Annotated in this window: 20 protein-coding genes and 1 pseudogene; 11 read left to right on the top strand and 10 right to left on the bottom strand. The window is 66.7% G+C overall.

Annotated elements, in window-relative coordinates; genetic code table 11:
- The first annotated feature begins 44 nt into the window (after nucleotides 1-44).
- Both G3N97_RS16020 and G3N97_RS16015 read left to right on the top strand, forming a co-directional pair.
- Nucleotides 45-1,106 carry a glycosyltransferase family 4 protein gene (locus G3N97_RS16020; RefSeq protein WP_205994113.1) on the top strand — a complete coding sequence of 354 codons (1,062 nt, stop codon included), beginning with the start codon at nucleotides 45-47 and terminating at the stop codon, nucleotides 1,104-1,106.
- A 205-nt stretch (nucleotides 1,107-1,311) separates the two neighbouring features.
- On the top strand, nucleotides 1,312-1,617 hold the full coding sequence (locus tag G3N97_RS16015) for a DUF4148 domain-containing protein (RefSeq protein WP_065064476.1): 306 nt from the start codon (nucleotides 1,312-1,314) through the stop codon (nucleotides 1,615-1,617).
- A gap of 232 nt (nucleotides 1,618-1,849) precedes the next feature.
- On the opposite strand, the gene mnmH is transcribed toward G3N97_RS16015, so the two are convergent.
- From mnmH to upp, 10 genes are all read right to left on the bottom strand, one after another.
- Nucleotides 1,850-2,926 carry a tRNA 2-selenouridine(34) synthase MnmH gene (gene mnmH / locus G3N97_RS16010; RefSeq protein ID WP_205994112.1) on the bottom strand — a complete coding sequence of 359 codons (1,077 nt, stop codon included), beginning with the start codon at nucleotides 2,924-2,926 and terminating at the stop codon, nucleotides 1,850-1,852.
- Nucleotides 2,927-2,969: 43 nt separating this feature from the next.
- Complete coding sequence (gene rng, locus G3N97_RS16005) at nucleotides 2,970-4,439, bottom strand: ribonuclease G (RefSeq protein WP_183038684.1); 1,470 nt, start codon at nucleotides 4,437-4,439, stop codon at nucleotides 2,970-2,972.
- Between the two features lie 9 nt (nucleotides 4,440-4,448).
- Nucleotides 4,449-5,072, bottom strand: a complete 624-nt coding sequence (locus G3N97_RS16000) for a Maf family protein (RefSeq protein ID WP_065064634.1) — start codon at nucleotides 5,070-5,072, stop codon at nucleotides 4,449-4,451.
- A gap of 196 nt (nucleotides 5,073-5,268) precedes the next feature.
- Nucleotides 5,269-5,739, bottom strand: a complete 471-nt coding sequence (rlmH, locus tag G3N97_RS15995; RefSeq protein WP_065064482.1) for a 23S rRNA (pseudouridine(1915)-N(3))-methyltransferase RlmH — start codon at nucleotides 5,737-5,739, stop codon at nucleotides 5,269-5,271.
- Between the two features lie 37 nt (nucleotides 5,740-5,776).
- Entirely contained in the window at nucleotides 5,777-6,241 is a 465-nt protein-coding gene (gene rsfS, locus G3N97_RS15990) for a ribosome silencing factor (RefSeq protein WP_205994111.1), read from the bottom strand.
- A 2-nt stretch (nucleotides 6,242-6,243) separates the two neighbouring features.
- A complete protein-coding gene (locus G3N97_RS15985; protein ID WP_205994110.1) occupies nucleotides 6,244-6,972 on the bottom strand; it encodes a nicotinate-nucleotide adenylyltransferase in 729 nt (242 codons plus the stop codon).
- A 4-nt stretch (nucleotides 6,973-6,976) separates the two neighbouring features.
- Nucleotides 6,977-7,924, bottom strand: coding sequence for an oxygen-dependent coproporphyrinogen oxidase (hemF, locus tag G3N97_RS15980; RefSeq protein ID WP_074984784.1), 948 nt, complete (start codon nucleotides 7,922-7,924; stop codon nucleotides 6,977-6,979).
- 267 nt (nucleotides 7,925-8,191) lie between these two features.
- Complete coding sequence (purD, locus tag G3N97_RS15975; RefSeq protein ID WP_205994109.1) at nucleotides 8,192-9,466, bottom strand: phosphoribosylamine--glycine ligase; 1,275 nt, start codon at nucleotides 9,464-9,466, stop codon at nucleotides 8,192-8,194.
- A gap of 108 nt (nucleotides 9,467-9,574) precedes the next feature.
- Complete coding sequence (locus tag G3N97_RS15970) at nucleotides 9,575-10,303, bottom strand: YebC/PmpR family DNA-binding transcriptional regulator (RefSeq protein ID WP_065064492.1); 729 nt, start codon at nucleotides 10,301-10,303, stop codon at nucleotides 9,575-9,577.
- Nucleotides 10,304-10,949: 646 nt separating this feature from the next.
- The gene (gene upp, locus G3N97_RS15965; protein WP_065064494.1) at nucleotides 10,950-11,600 is read right to left on the bottom strand and encodes a uracil phosphoribosyltransferase; all 651 of its coding nucleotides are present in this window, start codon (nucleotides 11,598-11,600) and stop codon (nucleotides 10,950-10,952) included.
- A gap of 323 nt (nucleotides 11,601-11,923) precedes the next feature.
- On the opposite strand from upp, the gene G3N97_RS15960 reads away from it, so the two are divergent.
- The 9 genes and pseudogenes from G3N97_RS15960 to G3N97_RS15920 form a co-directional block, all read left to right on the top strand.
- Nucleotides 11,924-12,703, top strand: coding sequence for an SDR family oxidoreductase (locus G3N97_RS15960; RefSeq protein ID WP_065064496.1), 780 nt, complete (start codon nucleotides 11,924-11,926; stop codon nucleotides 12,701-12,703).
- Between the two features lie 92 nt (nucleotides 12,704-12,795).
- A complete protein-coding gene (locus G3N97_RS15955) occupies nucleotides 12,796-13,185 on the top strand; it encodes a methylglyoxal synthase (protein WP_205994108.1) in 390 nt (129 codons plus the stop codon).
- Nucleotides 13,186-13,258: 73 nt separating this feature from the next.
- Nucleotides 13,259-14,233 carry a quinone oxidoreductase gene (locus G3N97_RS15950; RefSeq protein WP_065064500.1) on the top strand — a complete coding sequence of 325 codons (975 nt, stop codon included), beginning with the start codon at nucleotides 13,259-13,261 and terminating at the stop codon, nucleotides 14,231-14,233.
- 260 nt (nucleotides 14,234-14,493) lie between these two features.
- The gene (locus G3N97_RS15945) at nucleotides 14,494-14,619 is read left to right on the top strand and encodes a potassium ABC transporter ATPase (protein WP_205994107.1); all 126 of its coding nucleotides are present in this window, start codon (nucleotides 14,494-14,496) and stop codon (nucleotides 14,617-14,619) included.
- Entirely contained in the window at nucleotides 14,616-14,708 is a 93-nt protein-coding gene (kdpF, locus tag G3N97_RS15940) for a K(+)-transporting ATPase subunit F (RefSeq protein WP_027819619.1), read from the top strand. Before G3N97_RS15945 ends, kdpF begins: the two co-directional genes overlap by 4 nt.
- The gene (gene kdpA / locus G3N97_RS15935; RefSeq protein ID WP_205994106.1) at nucleotides 14,705-16,510 is read left to right on the top strand and encodes a potassium-transporting ATPase subunit KdpA; all 1,806 of its coding nucleotides are present in this window, start codon (nucleotides 14,705-14,707) and stop codon (nucleotides 16,508-16,510) included. The genes kdpF and kdpA overlap by 4 nt, the downstream gene beginning before the upstream one ends.
- Nucleotides 16,511-16,526: 16 nt before the next feature.
- Nucleotides 16,527-18,611 (top strand): potassium-transporting ATPase subunit KdpB, encoded by a 2,085-nt coding sequence (kdpB, locus tag G3N97_RS15930; protein ID WP_205994105.1) that lies wholly within the window; start codon nucleotides 16,527-16,529, stop codon nucleotides 18,609-18,611.
- Nucleotides 18,612-18,655: 44 nt separating this feature from the next.
- Complete coding sequence (kdpC, locus tag G3N97_RS15925) at nucleotides 18,656-19,234, top strand: potassium-transporting ATPase subunit KdpC (protein WP_205994104.1); 579 nt, start codon at nucleotides 18,656-18,658, stop codon at nucleotides 19,232-19,234.
- A 187-nt stretch (nucleotides 19,235-19,421) separates the two neighbouring features.
- Nucleotides 19,422-20,360, top strand: a pseudogene (locus tag G3N97_RS15920) (two-component system sensor histidine kinase KdbD); the annotation flags it as partial.

The raw sequence follows: 20,360 nt of genomic DNA, 5'->3' as shown, positions 1-20,360 counted from the left end.
AATCGGCGGCACCAGATTGCACAAAAAATCACGTCGGACGGGTCATGAAGGTCGGAATTTCCAGCAACGCGCTCAAGCACAGTGGCGGTCTCGAACGCTATGCGATGGATCTCGTGCGCGGTCTCGCCGCGCGCGGCATGCGGCCCGCGTTCTTCGCGCGCAAGTTCGATGTCTCGGTGCCCGAATGCGCGCTCGTCGAGCGGCATCGCATCAACGTCTCCTTGTTGCCGGGCAAGCTGCGCGACGCCTGGTTCTCGTGGCGGCTCGCCGCGCTGCGCCTCCGCGCGCGCGTGGACGTGCTGATCGGCTGTAACCGGGTCGATTCGTCGGAAATCGCCATTTGCGGCGGCACGCACCGCGGTTTTCTGCGTGCGACCGGCCGGCCGCTGCGCGCCTCCGATCGTCGTCAGATCGCGCTCGAGAGCCGTCAATACGCGCAATCGCGCGTTGTAGTCGCGCACTCCGAACTGATGCGCGACGAACTGCGCGAGCTCTACGGCGTCGACGACAGCAAGATCCGCGTGCTTTGCCCGCCGGTCGACGGCGAGCGTTTCTCGCCGGTGGACGCCGCCACGCGCGCCGCGCTGCGCAAGCAATACGGTTTCGCGGACAACGAAACGGTCCTGCTGTTTCCGTCGAGCAGCCATACGCGCAAGGGTTTGCCGTTGATCCAGTCGGTGGTCGAGGCGCTCGATCTGCCCATCGTGGTGGCAGTGGCGGGGCGGCCGCCGGAGCGCACGAGCGCGCGCGTGCGCTACATCGGCTACGTGAAGGATCTCGAAAACGCCTATCGCGCCGCCGACTATTCGATCCTCGCCTCGAACTACGAGCCGTTCGGGCTGGTCGGCATCGAGTCGGTGATGTGCGGCACGCCGGTGATCTTCTCGACGAACATCGGTTGCGCCGACGCCATCGCCGAATCCGCCAAGCAGCTTTTCGCGCCCGGCGACGCTGCCGGACTGCGCCGCATCATCGAGTCGGCCGTCGCCGCGCGCGCGCCGCGACTCGATGCGACCCCGAGCGACGCCATCCTCTACGACGCCAGCGTCCCCGCGCACGTGGACGCGCTGCTCACCCTCGCAACGGACATCGTTTCCACGCGATAGTTGCGTGTCCGGGCGCGGCGCGACTGCGTGTCGCGTCGCGCCATCGCCCGTCTGACGGGGCTTCCCGCGATATTTCCTGATTCTGGAAGGGTCTTCTGATGGGACCGGGGTTAACCCTGGTCTTCTAGAGGACTAGGATGTGTACATCGGTCGCATGCACATACCGTCGCACGTCGGCCGTCTAGTCCAAACTGGAGGTCGTATCATGAAGTCCCTGATTCAAGCCGTTGCTGTTGCCGCCGCTCTCGTCGTCCCCGTTGCTTCGTTTGCGCAGCAAGCCCCCGTCACCCGCGCCCAGGTGCGCGCCGAGCTCGCCCAGCTCCAGCAAGTCGGTTACCACGTCGGCGACGGCGATCAGGCTCACTACCCGCAAGCCATCCAGGCCGCCGAAGCCAAGGTTGCCGCGCTGAATGGCCAGAGCGCCTACGGCGGTGTCGCGAACGCGTCGCAATCGGGTGTGCGTGCAGCCACCGTTTCGCAGCAAGACTGGAACGCGATGTACTCGCGCTAAGCGCCAGCGAAGCAGCATCAGTCGTCAGGCAGCACAGAATACGCGTCACGCCGCAGGAGGGCGGCACAGCCTACGCTGACGCGACGATCCGGGTTCGGCGCCCACGCCCTGTGAAGGCGCCGCCCGCATCGCAAGCAACCTCCACCGTCGGTCAACCCGATGGTTTAGCCCGGGCACGGATGGGTGCCCGGGCGCTTTTTCCCCGGGAGCGGCCGGCGCGATCTTCGCGAGGCTAGCGCCCCGGCATCTCGCCGATGAGGTCTTCGCCGCGCAGTTGCGCGAGCAACGAATGCGCCTCGTCGAGCGGATTCCCCGACATCGGATGAAAGGCAAAGCGCGGCGAGCGCGCCAGCGTCGGAAAATGCTTGCGCGTGCTGCGCGCATAGGCCGGATCGTAGTGTTCGGTCACGAGCGCTTCCGACAACGCCAGGCGGTTGTCCTCGTCGAGCAGCCTGCACCACGATTCGATGCGCTCGCGCCCATGCAGCGGCGTGAGCCTCACCAACTGTTCCCTGAAGTACTCGCGTTCGTCGAGCAGATGCCCGTATTCCTCGAGCAGCAGCGCCACGCGCTCCTCGTGCGTCACGTCGACGACGACGCACGGCGCGCCGTGCATGGTATCGACGAGCGAAAGCGGCAGCGTGATCGCGCCGATGCGCCGGCTCTCCGCTTCGACGAACACCGGCTGTGCGGCGTCGAAGCCGCGCAGCGTCTGCGCGAGCGTGGTGTCGAACCTTTTCTGCGAAGGCTGCGTGCGCCTGGGCAACGCGCCGAGCAGCGAACCGCGATGCGCCGCGAGCGCTTCCAGATCGAGAATCTGCGCGCCGGCCCGGCCTAGCGCCTGCAACAGACGCGTCTTGCCGCTGCCGGTCGGGCCGGTGAGCACGAGGTAGCGGAATTGGGCGGGCAGGGCGTCGAGCGTCTCGAGCACGCTATGCCGGTACGACTTGTAGCCGCCTTCGAGCTGCCGCGCGCGCCAGCCGATCATGTTGAACATGGCCGTCATCGAAGCGGAGCGCTTGCCGCCGCGCCAGCAGTAAATGAGCGGGCGCCAGTTGCGCGGCCGGTCGGCGAACGTGGTGTCGAGATGATGCGCGATGTTGCGCGCGGCGAGCGCGGCACCCAGACGCGTGGCGTCGAACGGCGACTGCCTGTACAGCGTGCCGACGATCACGCGCTCCTCGTTGCTGAGCACGGGTGCGTTGATCGCGCCCGGCATGTGGTCCTCGGCGAATTCGAGCGGCGTGCGGACGTCGATGACTTCTTCGAATTCGCCGAGCTGGGCAAGGGTGACGCGCTGGTGATTCAACTGCGGTACTCCGGTGATGCGATGACCTGCGTGCGGCGAAGGCTTACATCAGCACGATGTCATACTGTTCCTGACTCAGATTCGACTCCACCTGCAACGACACCGGCTTGCCGATGAAATCGATCAGCATCGCGAGATGCTGCGACTCTTCCTCGAGGAACAGATCGATCACCTGCTGCGACGCCACCACGCGGAATTCGCGCGGATTGAACTGGCGCGACTCGCGCAGGATTTCGCGCAGCACGTCGTAACAGACCGTGCGCGAGGTTTTCACCTGACCTTTGCCGAGACACGTCGGGCACGGCTCGCAGAGCACGTGCGCGAGCGATTCGCGCGTGCGCTTGCGCGTCATTTCCACGAGACCGAGCTGCGAGAAACCGTTCACGGTCACGCGCGTGCGGTCGCGCGCGAGCGCCTTCTTGAGTTCGCCGAGCACCTGATCGCGATGCTCGAGGTTCTCCATGTCGATGAAGTCGATGATGATCACGCCGCCCAGATTGCGCAGACGCAGTTGCCGCGCGATCGTGTGCGCCGCTTCGAGATTGGTCTTGAAGATCGTGTCGTCGAAGTTGCGCGCGCCCACGTAGCCGCCCGTGTTCACGTCGATCGTCGTCATCGCCTCGGTCTGGTCGATCACGAGGTAGCCGCCCGACTTCAGGTCGACGCGGCGCGACAGCGCGCGCTGGATTTCGGCCTCGATGTTGTAGAGGTCGAACAGCGGACGCTCGCCGGTGTAGTGATGCAGCTTCGGCAGCACGGCAGGCGTGAACTCGCCCGCGAATTCGCTGAGCTTCTGGAAGGTCTCGCGCGAATCCACCTGGATGCGCGTGGTCTCGTCATTGACGAAATCGCGCAGCACGCGCTGGCCGAGGTTCAGGTCCTGATAGAGCAGGCTCGTCGCGGGCAGGCGCTGCCCCTGCGCGATGATGGTCGCCCACGTCTTGCGCAGATAGGCGACGTCCGCGGCGAGTTCTTCGCTGGTCGCGTCTTCGGCGATCGTGCGCACGATGTAGCCGCCTTTCTCGTCGGCGGGCAGCACGGCCGTGAGGCGCGCGCGCACGGCTTCCCGTTCGGCTTCGCTTTCGATCTTCTGCGAGATGCCGATATGCGGCTCCTGCGGCAGATAGACGAGCGTGCGGCCCGCGATGCTGACCTGCGTGGACAGGCGCGCGCCCTTGGTGCCGATCGGATCCTTCACGACCTGCACCATCAGCGTCTGGCCTTCGAACACGGTCTTTTCGATCGGCTGATGATGCGCGCTCGAATGCGTTTCGCCGGCGATGCGCGGATGCCAGATGTCGGCGACGTGCAGAAACGCGGCACGCTCCAGACCGATGTCGATAAAAGCCGACTGCATGCCGGGCAGCACGCGCACGACCTTGCCGAGATACACATTGCCGACGCGCCCGCGCGACAGCGTGCGCTCGACGTGAAGCTCCTGTACTGCGCCCTGCTGGACCAGCGCGACGCGCGTCTCCTGTGGCGTAATGTTGATCAGGATTTCTTCGTTCATGATTGTTGTTTAGAAGTCGATGCTCGCGGCGCGCAGGAGAGCGGCCGTTTCGAACAGAGGCAAACCCATGATACCCGAATAGGACCCGTCGATTCGCTCGATGAACTCGGCCGCGCGGCCCTGAATGCCGTACGCGCCGGCCTTGCCGAACGGCTCGCCGCTCGCCACATAGTGGGCGATCGCGGCGGGCAGGGCGGCGGCGAAACGCACGTGCGAACGCGAGACCGCGACCGGCAGGCACACGCCTTCCGCATTGACCACGGCCACGGCGGTGAGCACTTCGTGCTCGCGGCCCGCGAGGCGTTCGAGCATCGCGAAGGCTTCGGCGGCGTCGTGCGGCTTACCGAGGATGTGGCCGTCGATGCTCACGGTCGTGTCGGCGGTCAGGATCGGCGCATGCGCATGCGCGCCCGCCACGAGCCGGGCGCGCGCGGCGTCGGCTTTCGCGGCGCACACGCGCTCGACGTAGACGGCGGCGCTTTCGCCGGGCAGCACGGCTTCGAGCGCTTCGGCGTCTTCGTCGGGACGCGGCAGCAGGAGTTCGAAACGCACGCCGAGCTGTTGCAGCAGCTCCTGGCGGCGTGGGCTCTGCGAGGCGAGATAGACGAACGGATAAGTCGCAGTGGTGGTCATCGGGGCGTCTTCACGGGCGGAGTTCGGGTGGGAGCGGCGTCGATGCGTCCGGCATGATGCGCGCACGGCGGCACGCGCCGGCCGCTTTGAGGCTGTAGCGAAGCCGCATCGACGCCACTTCGAGCCTGCGACGATGGCCGAAGGCGGTCATCGTGGCGGGCGCTCGAGCGGACATCAATCCAGCTTCAAACGGATATCAAACGCGATGATAGGGGTGATTCTGCGTGATGGTCCACGCGCGGTAAAGCTGCTCGGCGAGCAGCACGCGCACCATCGCGTGCGGCAGGGTGAGGGAGGACAGGCGCAGCAGCGTGTCGGCGCGCGCCTTGAGCTGCGGATCGAGCCCGTCCGCGCCGCCGATCAGAAAGGCCACGTCGCGGCCGTCCTGCTGCCAGCCGGGCAGCGCCTGGGCGAGCTGCATCGTGGTCCAGTCCTTGCCGCGTTCGTCGAGCGCGACAAGGCGCGCGTTCTTCGGCAGCGCCGCCTCGATGCGCGTGCGCTCGGCGGCCATCACGCTTTCGGCGGAGCGGCCCGACGAGCGCTGCTCGGGCTTGACCTCGCGCAACTCGATGCGCAGCTCGGGCGGCATGCGCTTCGTGTATTCCTCGAAGCCCTCGGCGATCCAGTCCGGCATCTTGTGGCCGACGGCGACGATATGCAGTTTCATCGTGCGTAACTCGACGTGCGCAATGCGACGCGCGCGCTTACTTCGCGCTCTTGCGCACCGGCGTCTTGCGCGCGGTCTTCTTCGCGGCGACCGGTGCGTCGACTTCGTCTTCCTCGTCCATCGGTTCGCTCGGACGCGCGCCCGCGAAGCCCGTGTTTTCCGCGAGCTTCAGACGCACCGGCTTGTCGCCCCAGATTTCTTCGAGGTTGTAGTACTGGCGCAGCGCCGGTTGCAGGATGTGGACGATCGCGTCGCCGCAATCCACGAGCACCCATTCGCCGGTCTCTTCGCCTTCCGTGCTGACGATGTCGCCGCCGGCTTCCTTGACCTTTTCGCGCACGCTCGAAGCGAGTGCCTTGGTCTGACGGTTCGACGTGCCGCTCGCCACGACCACGCGATCGAACAGCTCGGTCAGATGGCTCGTGTTGAAGACGCGGATGTCCTGTGCCTTGACGTCTTCGAGAGCGTCGACGATGGTGCGCTGAAGTTTGCGGATGTCCATATTTACCCGTGGTGCCTGTACAAATGATGTTGAAGAATATAGTCCCACACTGGCGCGGGAATTTTTTCGGCGATGTCGCCGGCGCGTTGCCGTGCCGCCACGCAGGCGGCGATATCGCGCCGGATTTCGGTCGCCGAGACATCGAGTGCGAGCGTGTCGTCGATCAGCAGATGACCGTTCGGCGTGCTCGCGAGCGTGGCTGCATCGGCGCGCCGCGCGGCCGCTTCGGCGGCGACGGCGGCGGGCAGCGCCGCAAAATCGAAACCGGGGCGGCTCGCCACGCCCAGATGTGCGAGCGCGAACAGCTCGCGCCATTCGTGCCACGAATCCAGATGCAGCAGTTGATCCGCGCCCATCAGCATGGTGAGCGCGGCGTCGGCGTTGGGTCGTCCGTTCGCGTCGGACTTCGCACGCCAGCGGCGCAGCGTTTCGACCGTGTAGGTCGGACCGTCGTGCTCGATCTCGTCGGTGTCGACCGTGACCGTCACGCCCGGCAGCGCCAGCGTGGCGGCGGCCGCGCGCGTCATCGCGAGGCGGTGCGCGGCGGGCGTCACGCCGGGCTTCTGCCACGGCTGGCCGGCGGGCAGCAGGATCAGCTCCGTCAGGCCGAGCACGCGCGCGAAATGCCGCGCGAGCGCCAGATGGCCCTCGTGGATCGGGTCGAAAGTGCCGCCGAGCAGGCCGACGCGCCGTGCGAGCGCGTGAGCCGGGGCGATGAACGCTTGCGTCACGGTGTCAGATCCAGTCGCGCACGGGCAGGAAGTCGGTGTAGAGGCGCGCTTCCGGCGTGCCCGCTTCCGGCTCCCAGTCGTAGCGCCAGCTTGCGCCCGGCGGCATCGACATCAGGATCGATTCGGTGCGGCCGCCGCTTTGCAGGCCGAAGTGCGTGCCGCGGTCCCAGACGAGGTTGAATTCCACGTAGCGGCCGCGCCGGTACGCCTGGAAGTCGCGCTCGGCCTCGCCGTACGGCAGGGCGCGGCGTTTTTCGATGATCGGCACATACGCCTTCAGGAAGCCTTCGCCGACGCTCTTGAGCATCGCGAACGCCTGCTCGAAGCCGCCTTCGGCGTAGTCGTCGAAGAAGATGCCGCCCACGCCGCGCGCTTCGTTGCGATGCTTGAGGAAGAAGTACTCGTCGCACCATTGCTTGAAGCGCGGATACAGCTCCGCGCCGTAGGGCGCGAGCGCGTCGCGGCAGACGCGGTGGAAATGCTGCGCGTCTTCCTCGAAGCCGTAATACGGTGTCAGATCCATGCCGCCGCCGAACCAGAACACGGGCGCTTCGCCGGGCTTGGTCGCCATCAGCAGGCGCACGTTCATGTGCACGGTCGGGCAGTACGGATTGCGCGGATGCAGCACGAGCGAGACGCCCATCGCCTCGAAACCGCGTCCGGCGAGTTGCGAGCGCGCCGCCGTGGCCGAGGGCGGCAGGGCGTCGCCCTGCACGTCCGAAAAGCCGATGCCGCCGCGCTCGAAGAACTGGCCGTTTTCGAGGATGCGCGTGCAGCCGCCGCCGCGCAGCTTTTCGCCGGGCGCGCGCTGCCAGGCGTCGGTCGCGAAGGGCGTGCCGTCGAAAGCGCCGAGCGTGTCGGCGATCTGCGTCTGCAGGCCCGCGAGCCAGGCGCGTACTGCCGCGCTATCGGGCGTGGCGCCGGTCTGGCCAGTCTGAATCGGTTCGTTCATCGGTGCTGAAGGGGTTGTCGGCCTCGGGCCGAACGGTGCCGCGCCGGCTTGTGCCGGTTTGTGCGGAGGTCGGGACGGCGTTCCGAACGCCACTATGTGTCACCCAGCGGCAGTGTAGCGCCGCATCGGCCTGGTTTCGAGCCTGCGCGGACAGGCGGTCGGACGAAGGGGCCAGATGACGCGCGGGCGCCGCATGGCGCCCGTCGTCGAGATGCTGTGTCGACAGGCGGCGCGCACACCGTGGTCCGCGCGCCGCGTGCCGCTGTCTTACTGCTTGCGCCCGGCTGCGCGATAGCCGATGTCGTGGCGATACTGCATGCCGTCGAACGAGATGCGGTTCACGGTTTCGTAGGCCACGTTCTGCGCGCTGCGCACCGAGTCGGCGAGGCCGACCACGCACAGCACCCGGCCGCCCGCCGTCACCAGCTTGCCGTCGACGAGCTGCGTGCCCGCGTGGAAGGTGACCGAGTCATCAGTTTCCGCCGGAATTTCGCTGATGCGATCGCCCTTGCGCGGCGTTTCCGGGTAGTTGTACGCGGCCAGCACCACGCCCAGCGCGGTGCGGCGGTCCCATTCCAGCTCGACCTGGTTGAGCGTGCCGGCGATGGCGTGCTCGACGACCTTCGAGAAGTCGCCCTTCAGGCGCGCCATGATCGGCTGCGTTTCCGGATCGCCCATGCGGCAGTTGAATTCGAGCGTCTTCGGGTTGCCCTGCGCGTCAATCATCAGACCGGCGTACAGGAAGCCCGTGTAGCGGATGCCTTCCTTCTCCATGCCCGCCACGGTCGGCAGGATGATTTCGCGCATCACGCGCGCGTGCAGCTGCGGCGTGACGATGGGCGCGGGCGAGTAGGCGCCCATGCCGCCCGTGTTCGGACCCTGGTCGCCGTCCTGCAGACGCTTGTGGTCCTGGCTCGACGCCAGCGCCAGCACGTGCTTGCCGTCGACCATCACGATGAAGCTCGCTTCCTCGCCCGCGAGGAATTCCTCGATCACGACGCGCGCGCCAGCGTCGCCGAGCTTGTTATCGGCGAGCATCGAATCGATCGCCTGATGCGCTTCTTCCAGCGACATCGCCACGACCACGCCCTTGCCCGCGGCGAGGCCGTCGGCCTTGATGACGATGGGCGCGCCCTGCTGATCGACGTAGGCGTGCGCGGCCGTCGCGTCGGCGAAGGTCTCGTAGGCGGCGGTCGGGATGTTGTGGCGCTTCATGAACGCCTTGGCGAAGTCCTTCGAGCTTTCGAGCTGCGCGGCTTCCTTGCTCGGGCCGAAGACCTTCAGACCGCGCGAGCGGAAGACGTTGACGATGCCCGCGGCGAGCGGTGCTTCCGGGCCGACCACGGTGAGCGCCACCTGTTCGCGCTCGGCGAAATCGGCAAGCTCGTTGATGTCCGTGATGTCGACATTGGCGAGCCGCTCGTCCTGCGCGGTGCCGCCGTTGCCCGGTGCGACGTAGACGAGCTGCACGCGCGGCGACTGGGCGAGTTTCCACGCCAGCGCATGTTCGCGGCCGCCAGAACCGACGACGAGTAACTTCATGTAAATCCCCGAAAGACCAGAACCAGAAACAGTTGCGGCTGGCGCGACCTGCGCCAGCCGTGGAATTCGCGTGCGGGCGCGGGGCTGCCCGCGCCCGCGCCGATGCCGTTATTCGTCGGCGATCGACGCGTTGGTGTACACCTCCTGGACGTCGTCCAGGTTTTCGAGCGCGTCGAGCAGCTTCTGCATCTTCACGGCGTCGTCGCCGGTGAACTCGACTTCGGTCTGCGGCTTCATCGTGACTTCGGCCACTTCGGCCTTGAAGCCCGCGGCTTCCAGCGCGTCCTTGACCTTCTGGAAGTCGTTCGGCGGGCAGACCACTTCGATGCTGCCGTCTTCGTTCGTCACGACGTCGTCGGCGCCCGCTTCGAGCGCGGCGTCCATCAGCTTGTCTTCGGGCGTGCCCGGCGCGAACACGAACTGGCCGATGTGATCGAACATGAACGACACCGAGCCGTCCGTGCCCATGTTGCCGCCGAACTTCGAGAACGCGTGGCGCACTTCCGCGACCGTGCGGGTGCGGTTGTCGGTCATGGTGTCGACGATGACCGCCGCGCCGCCGATGCCGTAGCCTTCGTAGCGGATTTCTTCGTAGTTCGCGCCATCGACGCCGCCCACGCCGCGCTGGATCGCGCGGTTGATGTTGTCCTTGGGCATGTTGGCGTCATAGGCCTTGTCGACGGCCAGACGCAGACGCGGGTTCGAGTCGATTTCGCCCCCGCCCATGCGCGCCGCCACCTGGATTTCCTTGATGAGCCGTGTCCAGACCTTGCCGCGCTTGGCGTCAGCCGCAGCTTTCTTGTGTTTGATGTTGGCCCATTTCGAATGACCCGCCATACCTTTCTCCGTCGCACGCTCCGCGCGTGCATGGTGCTAGTGCAGTTGTCGTTGCTGCAGTGTCGATGCCGCAGTGCTCAATACCGTGCTCAATACGATTGCCGGACGCGCTCGCGCGCTGTCGAGCGGCGAGGCCGGTGTGCCCTTGAGTGTCTTGTCCGCCCTGGGTGGCTGCCGCTCAGGCGCCGATCCTTCCCGATCGTTGCCGGTCGCTGCATGCGGCCGAAACGCCCGGCGCACGCGAATGGTTCAACGCATTCGAGGCGTCCGGCGTGTACGGCGCACGCGTGCGGGACCGGTTTCCGGTGCGCGCGCCCGGGCGCATCGGCCTTGCAGCGGTTCCGGGCGGGTTGCGCCGCGCGCGGGACCGGCCGTGCTTCGGACCGCCGCGACCGTCAGGTGGATCTGAATTTTATCACGCCGGGACCCGTCGGCTTCGCCCCGTCGCTGCGATTGCGCGCGGCGTGCGGGTTCGGGTCGGATGGTCGCGGGGTTGTCCGCGTGTGGCCGGACGTTTCGTGTGGACGGCCAACGCGGAACGGAGCAGCGAGGAAAACGGGGCGCGAGCGGGCGGCGCGGAGGAGGGGCGGTGTAAAACGCGCGGCAAAGGCGGGCGCGACGACCGCGCGCCCGCGCCCGGCCCGTCTTAGTTCTTGGTGCCGAACAGGCGGTCGCCGGCGTCGCCGAGACCCGGGATGATGTACGCGTGGCTGTCGAGGTGCGAATCGAGCGAAGCCACGTAGAGCTTCACGTCCGGGTGCGCCTTCTGGAACACCTCGACGCCTTCGGGCGCGGCCACCAGCGCGAGGAACAGAATGCGATCGCCGGGCACGCCGCGGCGCTTGAGCACGTCGATGGCGTGCGCCGCCGAGTAGCCCGTGGCGACCATCGGATCGCAGAGGATGAAGGTGCGGTCTTCCAGATCGGGCAGGCGCACGAGGTATTCGACCGGACGGTGGTCGTCCGCGCGATAGACGCCGATATGGCCCACGCGCGCCGACGGCACCAGTTCGAGCAGGCCGTCGGACATGCCCACGCCCGCGCGCAGCACCGGCACGATGGCGAGCTTCTTGCCGGCGATCACCGGGGCGTCGACTTCGACGAGCGGCGTTTGCACGCGGCGCGACGCGACCGGCAGGTCGCGCGTGATTTCATAGCCCATCAGCAGCGTGATCTCGCGCAGCAGCTCGCGGAACGTGCGCGTGGACGTGTCCTTGTCGCGCATGTGGGTGAGCTTGTGCTGGATCAGCGGGTGATTGAGGATGAAGAGATTCGGAAAACGGCTGTCCTGTTTCATGACGGGGCGCACAAGGCTGCAAGAGATATCGGGGGCGCTGGACGGGGCCTGAAAACGGGCCGGTCCGCGTGACGGACTCAAGTATACGGGAACGGCGCGGGAACGACGCGACCGTGGCGTGGGATCGGCGTGCGGATCGGCGTGGGGATCGACCAGGATCGGCAGCGGCGTCCCACGCGTGCGGCGCGATTCTTCTAGAATCGCAAAAATCGGACGCGGACGTAGGAGCCGGATCACCGGGTCGCCGGACCGCCGGATCGTCACGCCGCCGTCACGGACCGTTCATGCAGGTTCACGCAGGCACAGAAAGAGGACGCAAGAAGATGGACATGGGCATCGCAGGACGCAGCGCGCTGGTGTGCGCCGCAAGCAAGGGACTGGGGCGCGGCTGCGCCGAGGCGCTCGCCGCCGAGGGCGTGAACGTGACGATCGTCGCGCGCACGGAACAGACGCTCGAGGAAACCGCCGCGCAGATCCGCGCCGCGACCGGCGTCGAGGTCAAGGCCGTGGCCTGCGACATCACCACCGAAGCGGGCCGCGCCGCCGCGCTGGCCGCGTGCCCGTCGCCGGACATCCTCGTGAACAACGCGGGCGGTCCGCCGCCGGGCGATTTCCGCAGCTTCACGCACGAACAATGGATCGCCGCGCTCGAAGGCAACATGCTCACGCCGATCGCGCTGATCCAGGCGACCATCGACGGCATGACCGCGCGCGGTTTCGGGCGCATCGTCAACATCACGAGTTCGTCGGTGAAGGCGCCGATCGACGTGCTGGGCCTGTCGAACGGTGCGCGCTCGGGCCTCACGGGCTTCGTCGCGGGCGTCGCGCGCCAGGTCGCGAGCACGGGCGTGACGATCAACAACCTGCTGCCGGGCGCGTTCGACACCGACCGCATCCGCTCGACCATCGTCGCCCAGGCGCAGAAGCAGAATCTCTCGCTCGACGAAGTGCGCGCGCGCCGCGTGAAGTCGATTCCGGTCGGCCGCTTCGGCACGCCCGACGAATTCGGCCGCGCCTGCGCGTTCCTGTGCAGCGTGCACGCGGGCTATATCACCGGACAGAACTGGCTCATCGACGGCGGCGCCTATCCGGGCACCTTCTGAGCGGGCATAGTGCGCACGACGGCGTCCGGTCATCCGGCCGGCACGCCGCGATTCTTTCATCGACACCCGACACACCCAAGGAGCAGAAGGCCATGCCCACCCGCGTCGCGCTGATCGCGCACGACCATAAAAAGGACGACATCGTCCGGCTGACCGGCGAATACGTCGACACGTTGCGCCGCTGCGCGCTGCTCGCCACGGGCACGACCGGCGGGCGCATCGAGGCGGCGCACGGGCTGAACGTCGAGCGCATGCTGTCCGGCCCGCACGGCGGCGATTTGCAGATCGGCGCGCAACTGGCCGAGGGCAAGGTCGACGTGGTGATTTTCCTGCGCGATCCGATGACCCCGCAGCCGCACGAACCCGACATCAACGCACTCGTGCGCGCCTGCGACGTGCACGACGTGCCGTGCGCGACCAACATCTCGACGGCGCGCATGATTCTCGACGTGCTCACGCAGCGCATGAAGGACGTGGCGTAAGCCGCATTGCGTCGCAACGGGACAGATTGACTCCGACTTTTGCAGGCATTCGCACGACTCAAGGAGACATGAGATGAGCAAGGCAATCCGATACGACAAGACCGGCGGCCCCGACGTCATGAAGTGGGTGGACGTCGAAGTGGGCGAGCCGGGCGAGGGCGAGATCCGCGTGAAGCAGACCGCCTGCGGTCTGAATTACATCGACGTGTATTTCCGCACCGGTCTCTATCCGCAGGCGCTGCCCGCGGGTCTGGGCATGGAAGCGGCCGGCGAGGTGACGGCGGTGGGCGCGGGCGTGACGAGCGTGAAGGTGGGCGAGCGCATCGCCTACGTCGCGCGTCCGCCGGGCGCGTATGCGCAGGAGCGCGTGCTGCGCGCCGACCAGGTGATCCGCGTGCCCGATTCGATCAGCGACGAGCAGGCCGCCTCGCTCATGCTGCAAGGCCTGACCGCGCAATATCTGCTGCGCCGCACCTATCGCGTGAAGGCCGGCGACACGATCCTGATTTCGGCGGCGGCGGGCGGCGTGGGCCTGATCGTCTGCCAGTGGGCGAAGGCGCTGGGCGCGACCGTGATCGGCACCGTGGGCTCGGACGAAAAGGCCGAGATCGCGAAGGCGCACGGCTGCGATCACCCGATCGTCTACACGCGCGAGGACTTCACGGCGCGCGTGCGCGAGATCACGAACGGCGCGGGCGTGCCCGTGGTGTACGACTCGATCGGCAAGGACACGTACACGAAGTCGCTCGACTGCCTCGCGCCGCTGGGCATGTTCGTGAGCTTCGGCAATGCGTCGGGGCCGCTGCCGCCGATCGATTCGTCGGAGTTCGCGGGACGCGGTTCGCTGTTCTTCACGCGCCCGACCTTGTTCACCTACATCGCCAAACGCGCCGACTACGAAGCGATGGCCGCCGAGCTGTTCGAGGTGGTCGCGTCGGGCAAGGTGAAGACGTCGATCAATCAGCGTTACGCGCTCCAGGACGTGGGCCAGGCGCACACCGATCTCGAAGCGCGCCGCACCACGGGTTCGACGATCCTGCTGCCGTAAACACGCGGCTCCGCAAACGGCGTTTTCAGCCGATAAAAAAGGCGCGCATGCCAGCCATGCGCGCCTTTTTGTTTGTCTTTTACTTTCCGCCCGATTGCTTTCACGCGACGCCGCGCCTTGTCCGACAAGGCGGCGCGCGCGCATGCGCATACCGATGCCGTCCGCGTTTACGCGTTTTTTATACGCACGCCCCAAGCTTTGATCCGGATTTAACGCGATAAACCTTACCTTACCGCCATCCATCAATGGAGAACACGACAATGGATGTGCTGTATATCGGGGGGCTGGCGGTCTTCGCCGCGCTCACTTATGCGTTGATCGCCGGCTGCGAGAAGCTCATGCAGTATCGCCGCGCCGATCAGGGTGTGAAGGGAGTGCGCTCATGACCTGGATTTTCTGGTTGTCGGGGGCGGCGACGCTGTTGCTGTTCGTCTATCTCGTCCATGCGCTGCTGCGCGCGGAGGACATCGAATGAACACCAACAATCTGCTGCAAACCGGGCTGTTCATCGCCGTGCTGCTGGCGCTCGCGGTACCCGTCGCGGGCTATATCACGCGCGTGCTCGACGGCCGTTCGCGCGTCGTGCGCCTGTTCGCGCCGGTGGAGAATCTGCTCTATCGCCTCGCGGGCGTGGATGTCGACGCCGAGATGAACTGGAAGCGCTACGCGTTCGCCACCATCTCGTTCAACGTGCTGGGCGTGGGTTTCCTCTATCTGCTGCTGCGCGTTCAAGGCTGGCTGCCGGGCAATCCGCAGACCTTCGGCGCGATGACCGTGGACGGCGCGTTCAACACGGCGGTCAGCTTCGTCACCAACACGAACTGGCAGGACTATTCGCCCGAACAGACCGTGAGCTATCTCACGCAGATGCTCGGTCTCACGGTGCAGAACTTCCTTTCGGCGGCCACCGGCATCGTCGTGGTGGTCGCGCTGATTCGCGGTTTCGCGCGCCATTCGGCGCAGACCATCGGCAACTTCTGGGTCGACCTCACGCGCACGACGCTCTACATCCTCGTGCCGATGGCGGCGCTCGTCACGGCGCTGCTGATGAGCCAGGGCATGATCCAGAACTTCAAGTCGTATCAGGACGTGCCGACGCTGCAAACCACGACCTACGCCGCGCCGAAGCTCGACGCGCAGGGCAATCCGGTCAAGGACGCGAAGGGCAACGCCATCACCGTCGATACCAAAGTGACGACGCAGACGCTCGCGATGGGTCCGGTCGCCTCGCAGGAAGCGATCAAGATGCTCGGCACCAACGGCGGCGGCTTCTTCAACGCCAATTCCGCGCATCCGTACGAAAACCCGACGCCGTTCTCGAACTTCGTCGAAATGTTGGCGATCCTGATCATTCCGGCCGCGCTCTGTCTCGTGTTCGGCAACATGGTCGGCGACCGCCGGCAGGGCGTGGCGGTGCTCGCGGTGATGACGATCGCGTTCGCCGTGGCGGTGGGCGTCGAATTGTCTGCGGAACAAAGCGGCAACCCGATGTTCACGTCGCTCAACGTCGATCAGCATGCGAGCGCGCTGCAGGCCGGCGGCAACATGGAAGGCAAGGAAACGCGCTTCGGCATCGCGCAGACGGGCATCTTCGTCGTGACCACCACGGCGGCGTCGTGCGGCGCGGTCAACGCGATGCACGATTCGCTCACGCCGATCGGCGGCCTCGTGCCGATGCTCTTCATTCAACTCGGCGAAGTGATTTTCGGCGGCGTGGGCTCGGGCCTCTACGGCATGCTCGTGTTCGCATTGCTCGCGGTGTTCGTGGCGGGCCTGATGATCGGCCGCACGCCCGAATACGTGGGCAAGAAGATCGAATCGTTCGAGATGAAGATGGTGTCGATCGTGATTCTGCTCACGCCGATGCTGGTGCTGCTCGGCACCTCGATCGCCGTGCTCACCGACGCGGGCAAGGCCGGCATCGCCAATCCGGGCGCGCACGGTTTCTCCGAAATCCTCTACGCGTTCAGCTCCGCCGCGAACAACAACGGCAGCGCGTTCGCGGGCCTGACCGTCAGCACGCCGTTCTACAACTGGCTGCTCGGCATTGCGATGTGGTTCGGCCGCTTCGGCACCATCGTGCCGGTGCTGGCGATCGCGGGTTCGCTCGCAAGCAAGAAACGCATCGCCGTGACGGGCGGCACGCTGCCCACGCATGGCCCGCTGTTCGTCGTGCTGCTGCTCGGCTGCGTGCTGCTGGTGGGCGCGCTCACCTACGTGCCGGCGCTCGCGCTCGGTCCGGGTGTCGAGCATCTGATCATGCTCGGCGTGCATTGAACGGGGATCTTTCGAAATGACACAACATAGTGCAACACGGTCCATGTTCGATCCGGCGCTGGTGCGTCCGGCCATCGTGGACTCGTTCAGGAAACTCAATCCGCGCACCCAGTTGCGCAACCCGGTGATGTTCTGCGTCTACGTGGGCAGCGTGCTCACGACGATCCTCTGGATCGCGGCGCTGATGGGGCAGGCCGAAGCGCCCGCGGGCTTCATTCTCGCGGTCGCGCTGTGGCTCTGGTTCACGGTGCTGTTCGCGAACTTCGCCGAAGCGCTCGCCGAAGGGCGCTCGAAGGCGCAGGCCGCCTCGCTGCGTCAGGCCAAGCGCGACGTGATGGCGAAGAAGCTCAACGAGCCGCATCCGAAGGCGCCGATCCGCATCACGACCGCCACCGATCTGCGCAAGGGCGACGTGGTGCTGGTCGAAACCGGCGACACGATTCCCGCCGACGGCGAGGTGATCGAAGGCGTGGCCTCGGTCGACGAATCGGCGATCACGGGCGAATCCGCGCCGGTGATCCGCGAGTCGGGCGGCGACTTTTCGTCGGTCACGGGCGGCACGCGCGTGCTGTCCGACTGGATCGTCGTGCGCGTCACGGCGAATCCGGGCGAGGCCTTTCTCGACCGCATGATCGCGATGGTCGAAGGCGCGAAGCGCCAGAAAACGCCGAACGAAATCGCGCTGACGATCCTGCTGGTTGCGCTGACGCTCGTGCTGCTGCTCGCCACCGCGACGCTGCTGCCGTTCTCGATGTTCTCGGTCGAAGCCGCGAAGATGGGCCACGTGGTGACGATCACGGCGCTGACCGCGCTGCTCGTCTGCCTGATTCCGACGACCATCGGCGGGTTGCTCTCGGCGATCGGCGTGGCGGGCATGAGCCGCATGATGCAGGCCAACGTGATCGCCACTTCGGGCCGCGCCGTGGAAGCGGCCGGCGACGTCGACGTGCTGCTGCTCGACAAGACCGGCACGATCACGCTCGGCAACCGTCAGGCGTCGGCTTTCGTGGCCGCGCCGGGCGTGAACGAAGAAGCGCTCGCGGACGCCGCGCAACTGGCCTCGCTCGCCGACGAAACGCCCGAGGGCCGCAGCATCGTCGTGCTCGCGAAGCAGCGCTTCAACATTCGCCAGCGCGACATGCACGCGCTCCAGGCCGTGTTCCTCGCGTTCAGCGCGCAGACGCGCATGAGCGGCGTGGACCTGCCGGGCCGCGAGATCCGCAAGGGCGCCGCCGACGCGGTGAAGAGCTATGTCGAGCAGCACGGCGGCCGCTTCCCGTCGGAAGTGAACACGGCCGTGGATGAAGTCGCGCGGCGCGGCAGCACGCCGCTCGTCGTGGCCGAGCGTCACGGCGACGACGCGCGCGTGCTGGGCGTGATCGAGTTGAAGGACGTGGTGAAGGGCGGCATCAAGGAGCGCTTCGCCGAGCTGCGCAAGATGGGCATCAAGACCGTGATGGTGACGGGCGACAACCGCCTGACTGCCGCCGCGATCGCCGCCGAAGCGGGCGTGGACGACTTCCTCGCGCAAGCCACGCCGGAAACCAAGCTGGCGACGATTCGCGAGCATCAGGCGCAAGGCAAGCTCGTGGCGATGACCGGCGACGGCACCAACGACGCGCCGGCGCTCGCGCAGGCCGACGTCGCCGTGGCGATGAACACCGGCACGCAGGCCGCGAAGGAAGCGGGCAACATGGTCGATCTGGATTCGAATCCGACCAAGCTCATCGAGATCGTCGAGATCGGCAAGCAGATGCTGATGACGCGCGGCTCGCTCACGACCTTCTCGATCGCCAACGACGTCGCCAAGTACTTCGCGATCATTCCGGCGGCGTTCGCCACCACGTATCCGCAACTGAACGCGCTCAACGTGATGCATCTCGCGACGCCGGCGTCCGCGATTCTCTCGGCGGTGATCTTCAACGCGCTGATCATCGTGCTGCTGATTCCGCTCGCGCTTAAAGGCGTGAAGTACCGGCCGCTCGGCGCGGCGATCCTGCTGCGCCGCAATCTGCTGGTCTACGGGCTCGGTGGGATTCTGGTGCCGTTCGTCGGCATCAAGCTGATCGACATGGTGCTCGCGGCGTTCGGCTGGGTTTGAGGTGCGCCTTGCAAATGCGCTTTGCAATTGAACAGGAAGCCAAAATGAAATCGCAGTTTCGTCCTCTGATCGTGATCTTCGCCGTGCTCACGGCGATCACCGGGCTCGTCTATCCGGCCGTGATGACCGCGTTCGGGCAGACCGTGTTCCACCGCCAGGTCAACGGCAGCCTCGTCGAAGTCGACGGCAAGGTGGTCGGCAGCGAGCTGATCGGCCAGCAGTTCGACGCGCCCCAGTATTTCTGGGGCCGCCTCTCGGCCACTTCGCCGATGCCGTACAACGCGCAGGGTTCCGGCGGTTCGAACCTGGGCCCGACCAACCCGGCGCTCGCCGATGAAGTCAAAGGCCGCATCGACGCGCTCAAGGCTGCGGGCACCGACGTCTCGCAGCCGATTCCCGCCGATCTCGTGACCTCGTCGGCGAGCGGTCTCGATCCGGAGATCTCGCCGGCGGCCGCCACGTATCAGGTCGCGCGCGTGGCGAAGGCGCGCCATTTGAGCGCCGGCGACGTGCAGGCGCTCGTGGACCGCTACACCAAGGGCCGCCAGTTCGGCGTGCTCGGCGAGCCGCGCGTGAACGTGCTGGAGCTGAACCTCGCGCTCGACGGCAAGGAAGTGAGCTGAATCCGCTGAACGGGTCAGCCTCGCAGGCTGGATGGGCACCGCACGCCGCCTTTCGCGCGGCGTGCGGTTTGCCATTTCGGCGCCACGGTGAGACGATCGGCGATGGCGTTCCGGCGCTTGCCGACCCGCACCGGGTGCGAATCACCCCACTGCGCAAAACACGCGAAACACATAACGCGAAATCCGCATGAACCGTCCCGATCCCGACGAACTCCTCGACCGGCTGCAACGCGATGAAGAAAAACGCCGCCGCGGCAAGCTGAAGATTTTCTTCGGCGCGTCGGCGGGCGTCGGCAAGACTTACGCGATGCTGCAAGCCGCGCGACGCCGCGCCGACGAAGGCGTGGACGTGGTGGTCGGCATCGTCGAAACGCATGGGCGCAGCGAAACCGCCGCGCTCACCAGTGGCCTCGACGTGATGCCGCGCCAGCGCCTCGCGTATCGCGGCCGCATGCTCGACGAATTCGATCTCGACGCCGCGCTCGCGCGCAAGCCGCAACTCGTGCTGGTCGACGAGCTCGCGCATTCGAACGTGCCGGGCGCGCGCCATCTGAAGCGCTGGCAGGACGTCTACGAGCTGCTCGACGCGGGCATCGACGTCTATACGACCGTCAACGTGCAGCACCTCGAAAGCCTCAACGACGTGGTGGGGCAGATCACTGGCATCCGCGTCTGGGAGACGGTGCCCGACCGCGTGTTCGACGGCGCCGACGAAGTCACGCTGGTCGACCTCCCCGCCGAGGAACTGCTCGACCGCATGCGCGACGGCAAGGTGTATCTGCCCGCGCAGGCCGAACGCGCGGTGCGCAACTTTTTTCGCAAGGGCAATCTGATCGCGCTGCGCGAACTGGCGCTGCGCCGCACGGCCGACCGCGTCGATGCGCAGATGCACGAGTACCGCGCCGACCGCTCGATCCAGCACGTCTGGCAGGCGCGCGAGCGGCTGCTCGTGTGCGTCGGGCCGGGGCCGGAAGCGCCCGCGCTGGTGCGCGCGGCGGCGCGCCTCGCCGCGAGTCTCAAGGCCGACTGGATTGCCGTCTACGTCGAAACGCCGAAGCTGCAGCGCCTGCCCGACGCGATCCGCGAACGCACGCTCGGCGCGCTCAAGCTCGCCTCGGAACTGGGA

The organism is Paraburkholderia sp. Ac-20347, assembly GCF_017104805.1.
Classification (GTDB): Bacteria; Pseudomonadota; Gammaproteobacteria; order Burkholderiales; family Burkholderiaceae; genus Paraburkholderia; species Paraburkholderia tropica.
Note: the sequence above shows the minus strand (reverse complement) of the source record. Positions and strands in the feature narration are given on the sequence as shown.

What these genes read in the sequence shown, in the direction of transcription:
- kdpF (WP_027819619.1), top strand. Translation starts at nt 14,616, where the DNA reads ATGACCTGGATTTTCTGGTTGTCGGGGGCGGCGACGCTGTTGCTGTTC.
- purD (WP_205994109.1), bottom strand. Translation starts at nt 9,466, where the DNA reads ATGAAGTTACTCGTCGTCGGTTCTGGCGGCCGCGAACATGCGCTGGCG.
- kdpC (WP_205994104.1), top strand. Translation starts at nt 18,656, where the DNA reads ATGAAATCGCAGTTTCGTCCTCTGATCGTGATCTTCGCCGTGCTCACG.
- rlmH (WP_065064482.1), bottom strand. Translation starts at nt 5,739, where the DNA reads ATGAAACTGCATATCGTCGCCGTCGGCCACAAGATGCCGGACTGGATC.
- G3N97_RS16015 (WP_065064476.1), top strand. Translation starts at nt 1,312, where the DNA reads ATGAAGTCCCTGATTCAAGCCGTTGCTGTTGCCGCCGCTCTCGTCGTC.
- G3N97_RS15950 (WP_065064500.1), top strand. Translation starts at nt 13,259, where the DNA reads ATGAGCAAGGCAATCCGATACGACAAGACCGGCGGCCCCGACGTCATG.
- kdpA (WP_205994106.1), top strand. Translation starts at nt 14,705, where the DNA reads ATGAACACCAACAATCTGCTGCAAACCGGGCTGTTCATCGCCGTGCTG.
- G3N97_RS15970 (WP_065064492.1), bottom strand. Translation starts at nt 10,303, where the DNA reads ATGGCGGGTCATTCGAAATGGGCCAACATCAAACACAAGAAAGCTGCG.
- kdpB (WP_205994105.1), top strand. Translation starts at nt 16,527, where the DNA reads ATGACACAACATAGTGCAACACGGTCCATGTTCGATCCGGCGCTGGTG.
- rsfS (WP_205994111.1), bottom strand. Translation starts at nt 6,241, where the DNA reads ATGGACATCCGCAAACTTCAGCGCACCATCGTCGACGCTCTCGAAGAC.
- hemF (WP_074984784.1), bottom strand. Translation starts at nt 7,924, where the DNA reads ATGAACGAACCGATTCAGACTGGCCAGACCGGCGCCACGCCCGATAGC.
- G3N97_RS15955 (WP_205994108.1), top strand. Translation starts at nt 12,796, where the DNA reads ATGCCCACCCGCGTCGCGCTGATCGCGCACGACCATAAAAAGGACGAC.
- G3N97_RS15960 (WP_065064496.1), top strand. Translation starts at nt 11,924, where the DNA reads ATGGACATGGGCATCGCAGGACGCAGCGCGCTGGTGTGCGCCGCAAGC.
- G3N97_RS15945 (WP_205994107.1), top strand. Translation starts at nt 14,494, where the DNA reads ATGGATGTGCTGTATATCGGGGGGCTGGCGGTCTTCGCCGCGCTCACT.
- upp (WP_065064494.1), bottom strand. Translation starts at nt 11,600, where the DNA reads ATGAAACAGGACAGCCGTTTTCCGAATCTCTTCATCCTCAATCACCCG.
- G3N97_RS16000 (WP_065064634.1), bottom strand. Translation starts at nt 5,072, where the DNA reads ATGACCACCACTGCGACTTATCCGTTCGTCTATCTCGCCTCGCAGAGC.
- rng (WP_183038684.1), bottom strand. Translation starts at nt 4,439, where the DNA reads ATGAACGAAGAAATCCTGATCAACATTACGCCACAGGAGACGCGCGTC.
- G3N97_RS16020 (WP_205994113.1), top strand. Translation starts at nt 45, where the DNA reads ATGAAGGTCGGAATTTCCAGCAACGCGCTCAAGCACAGTGGCGGTCTC.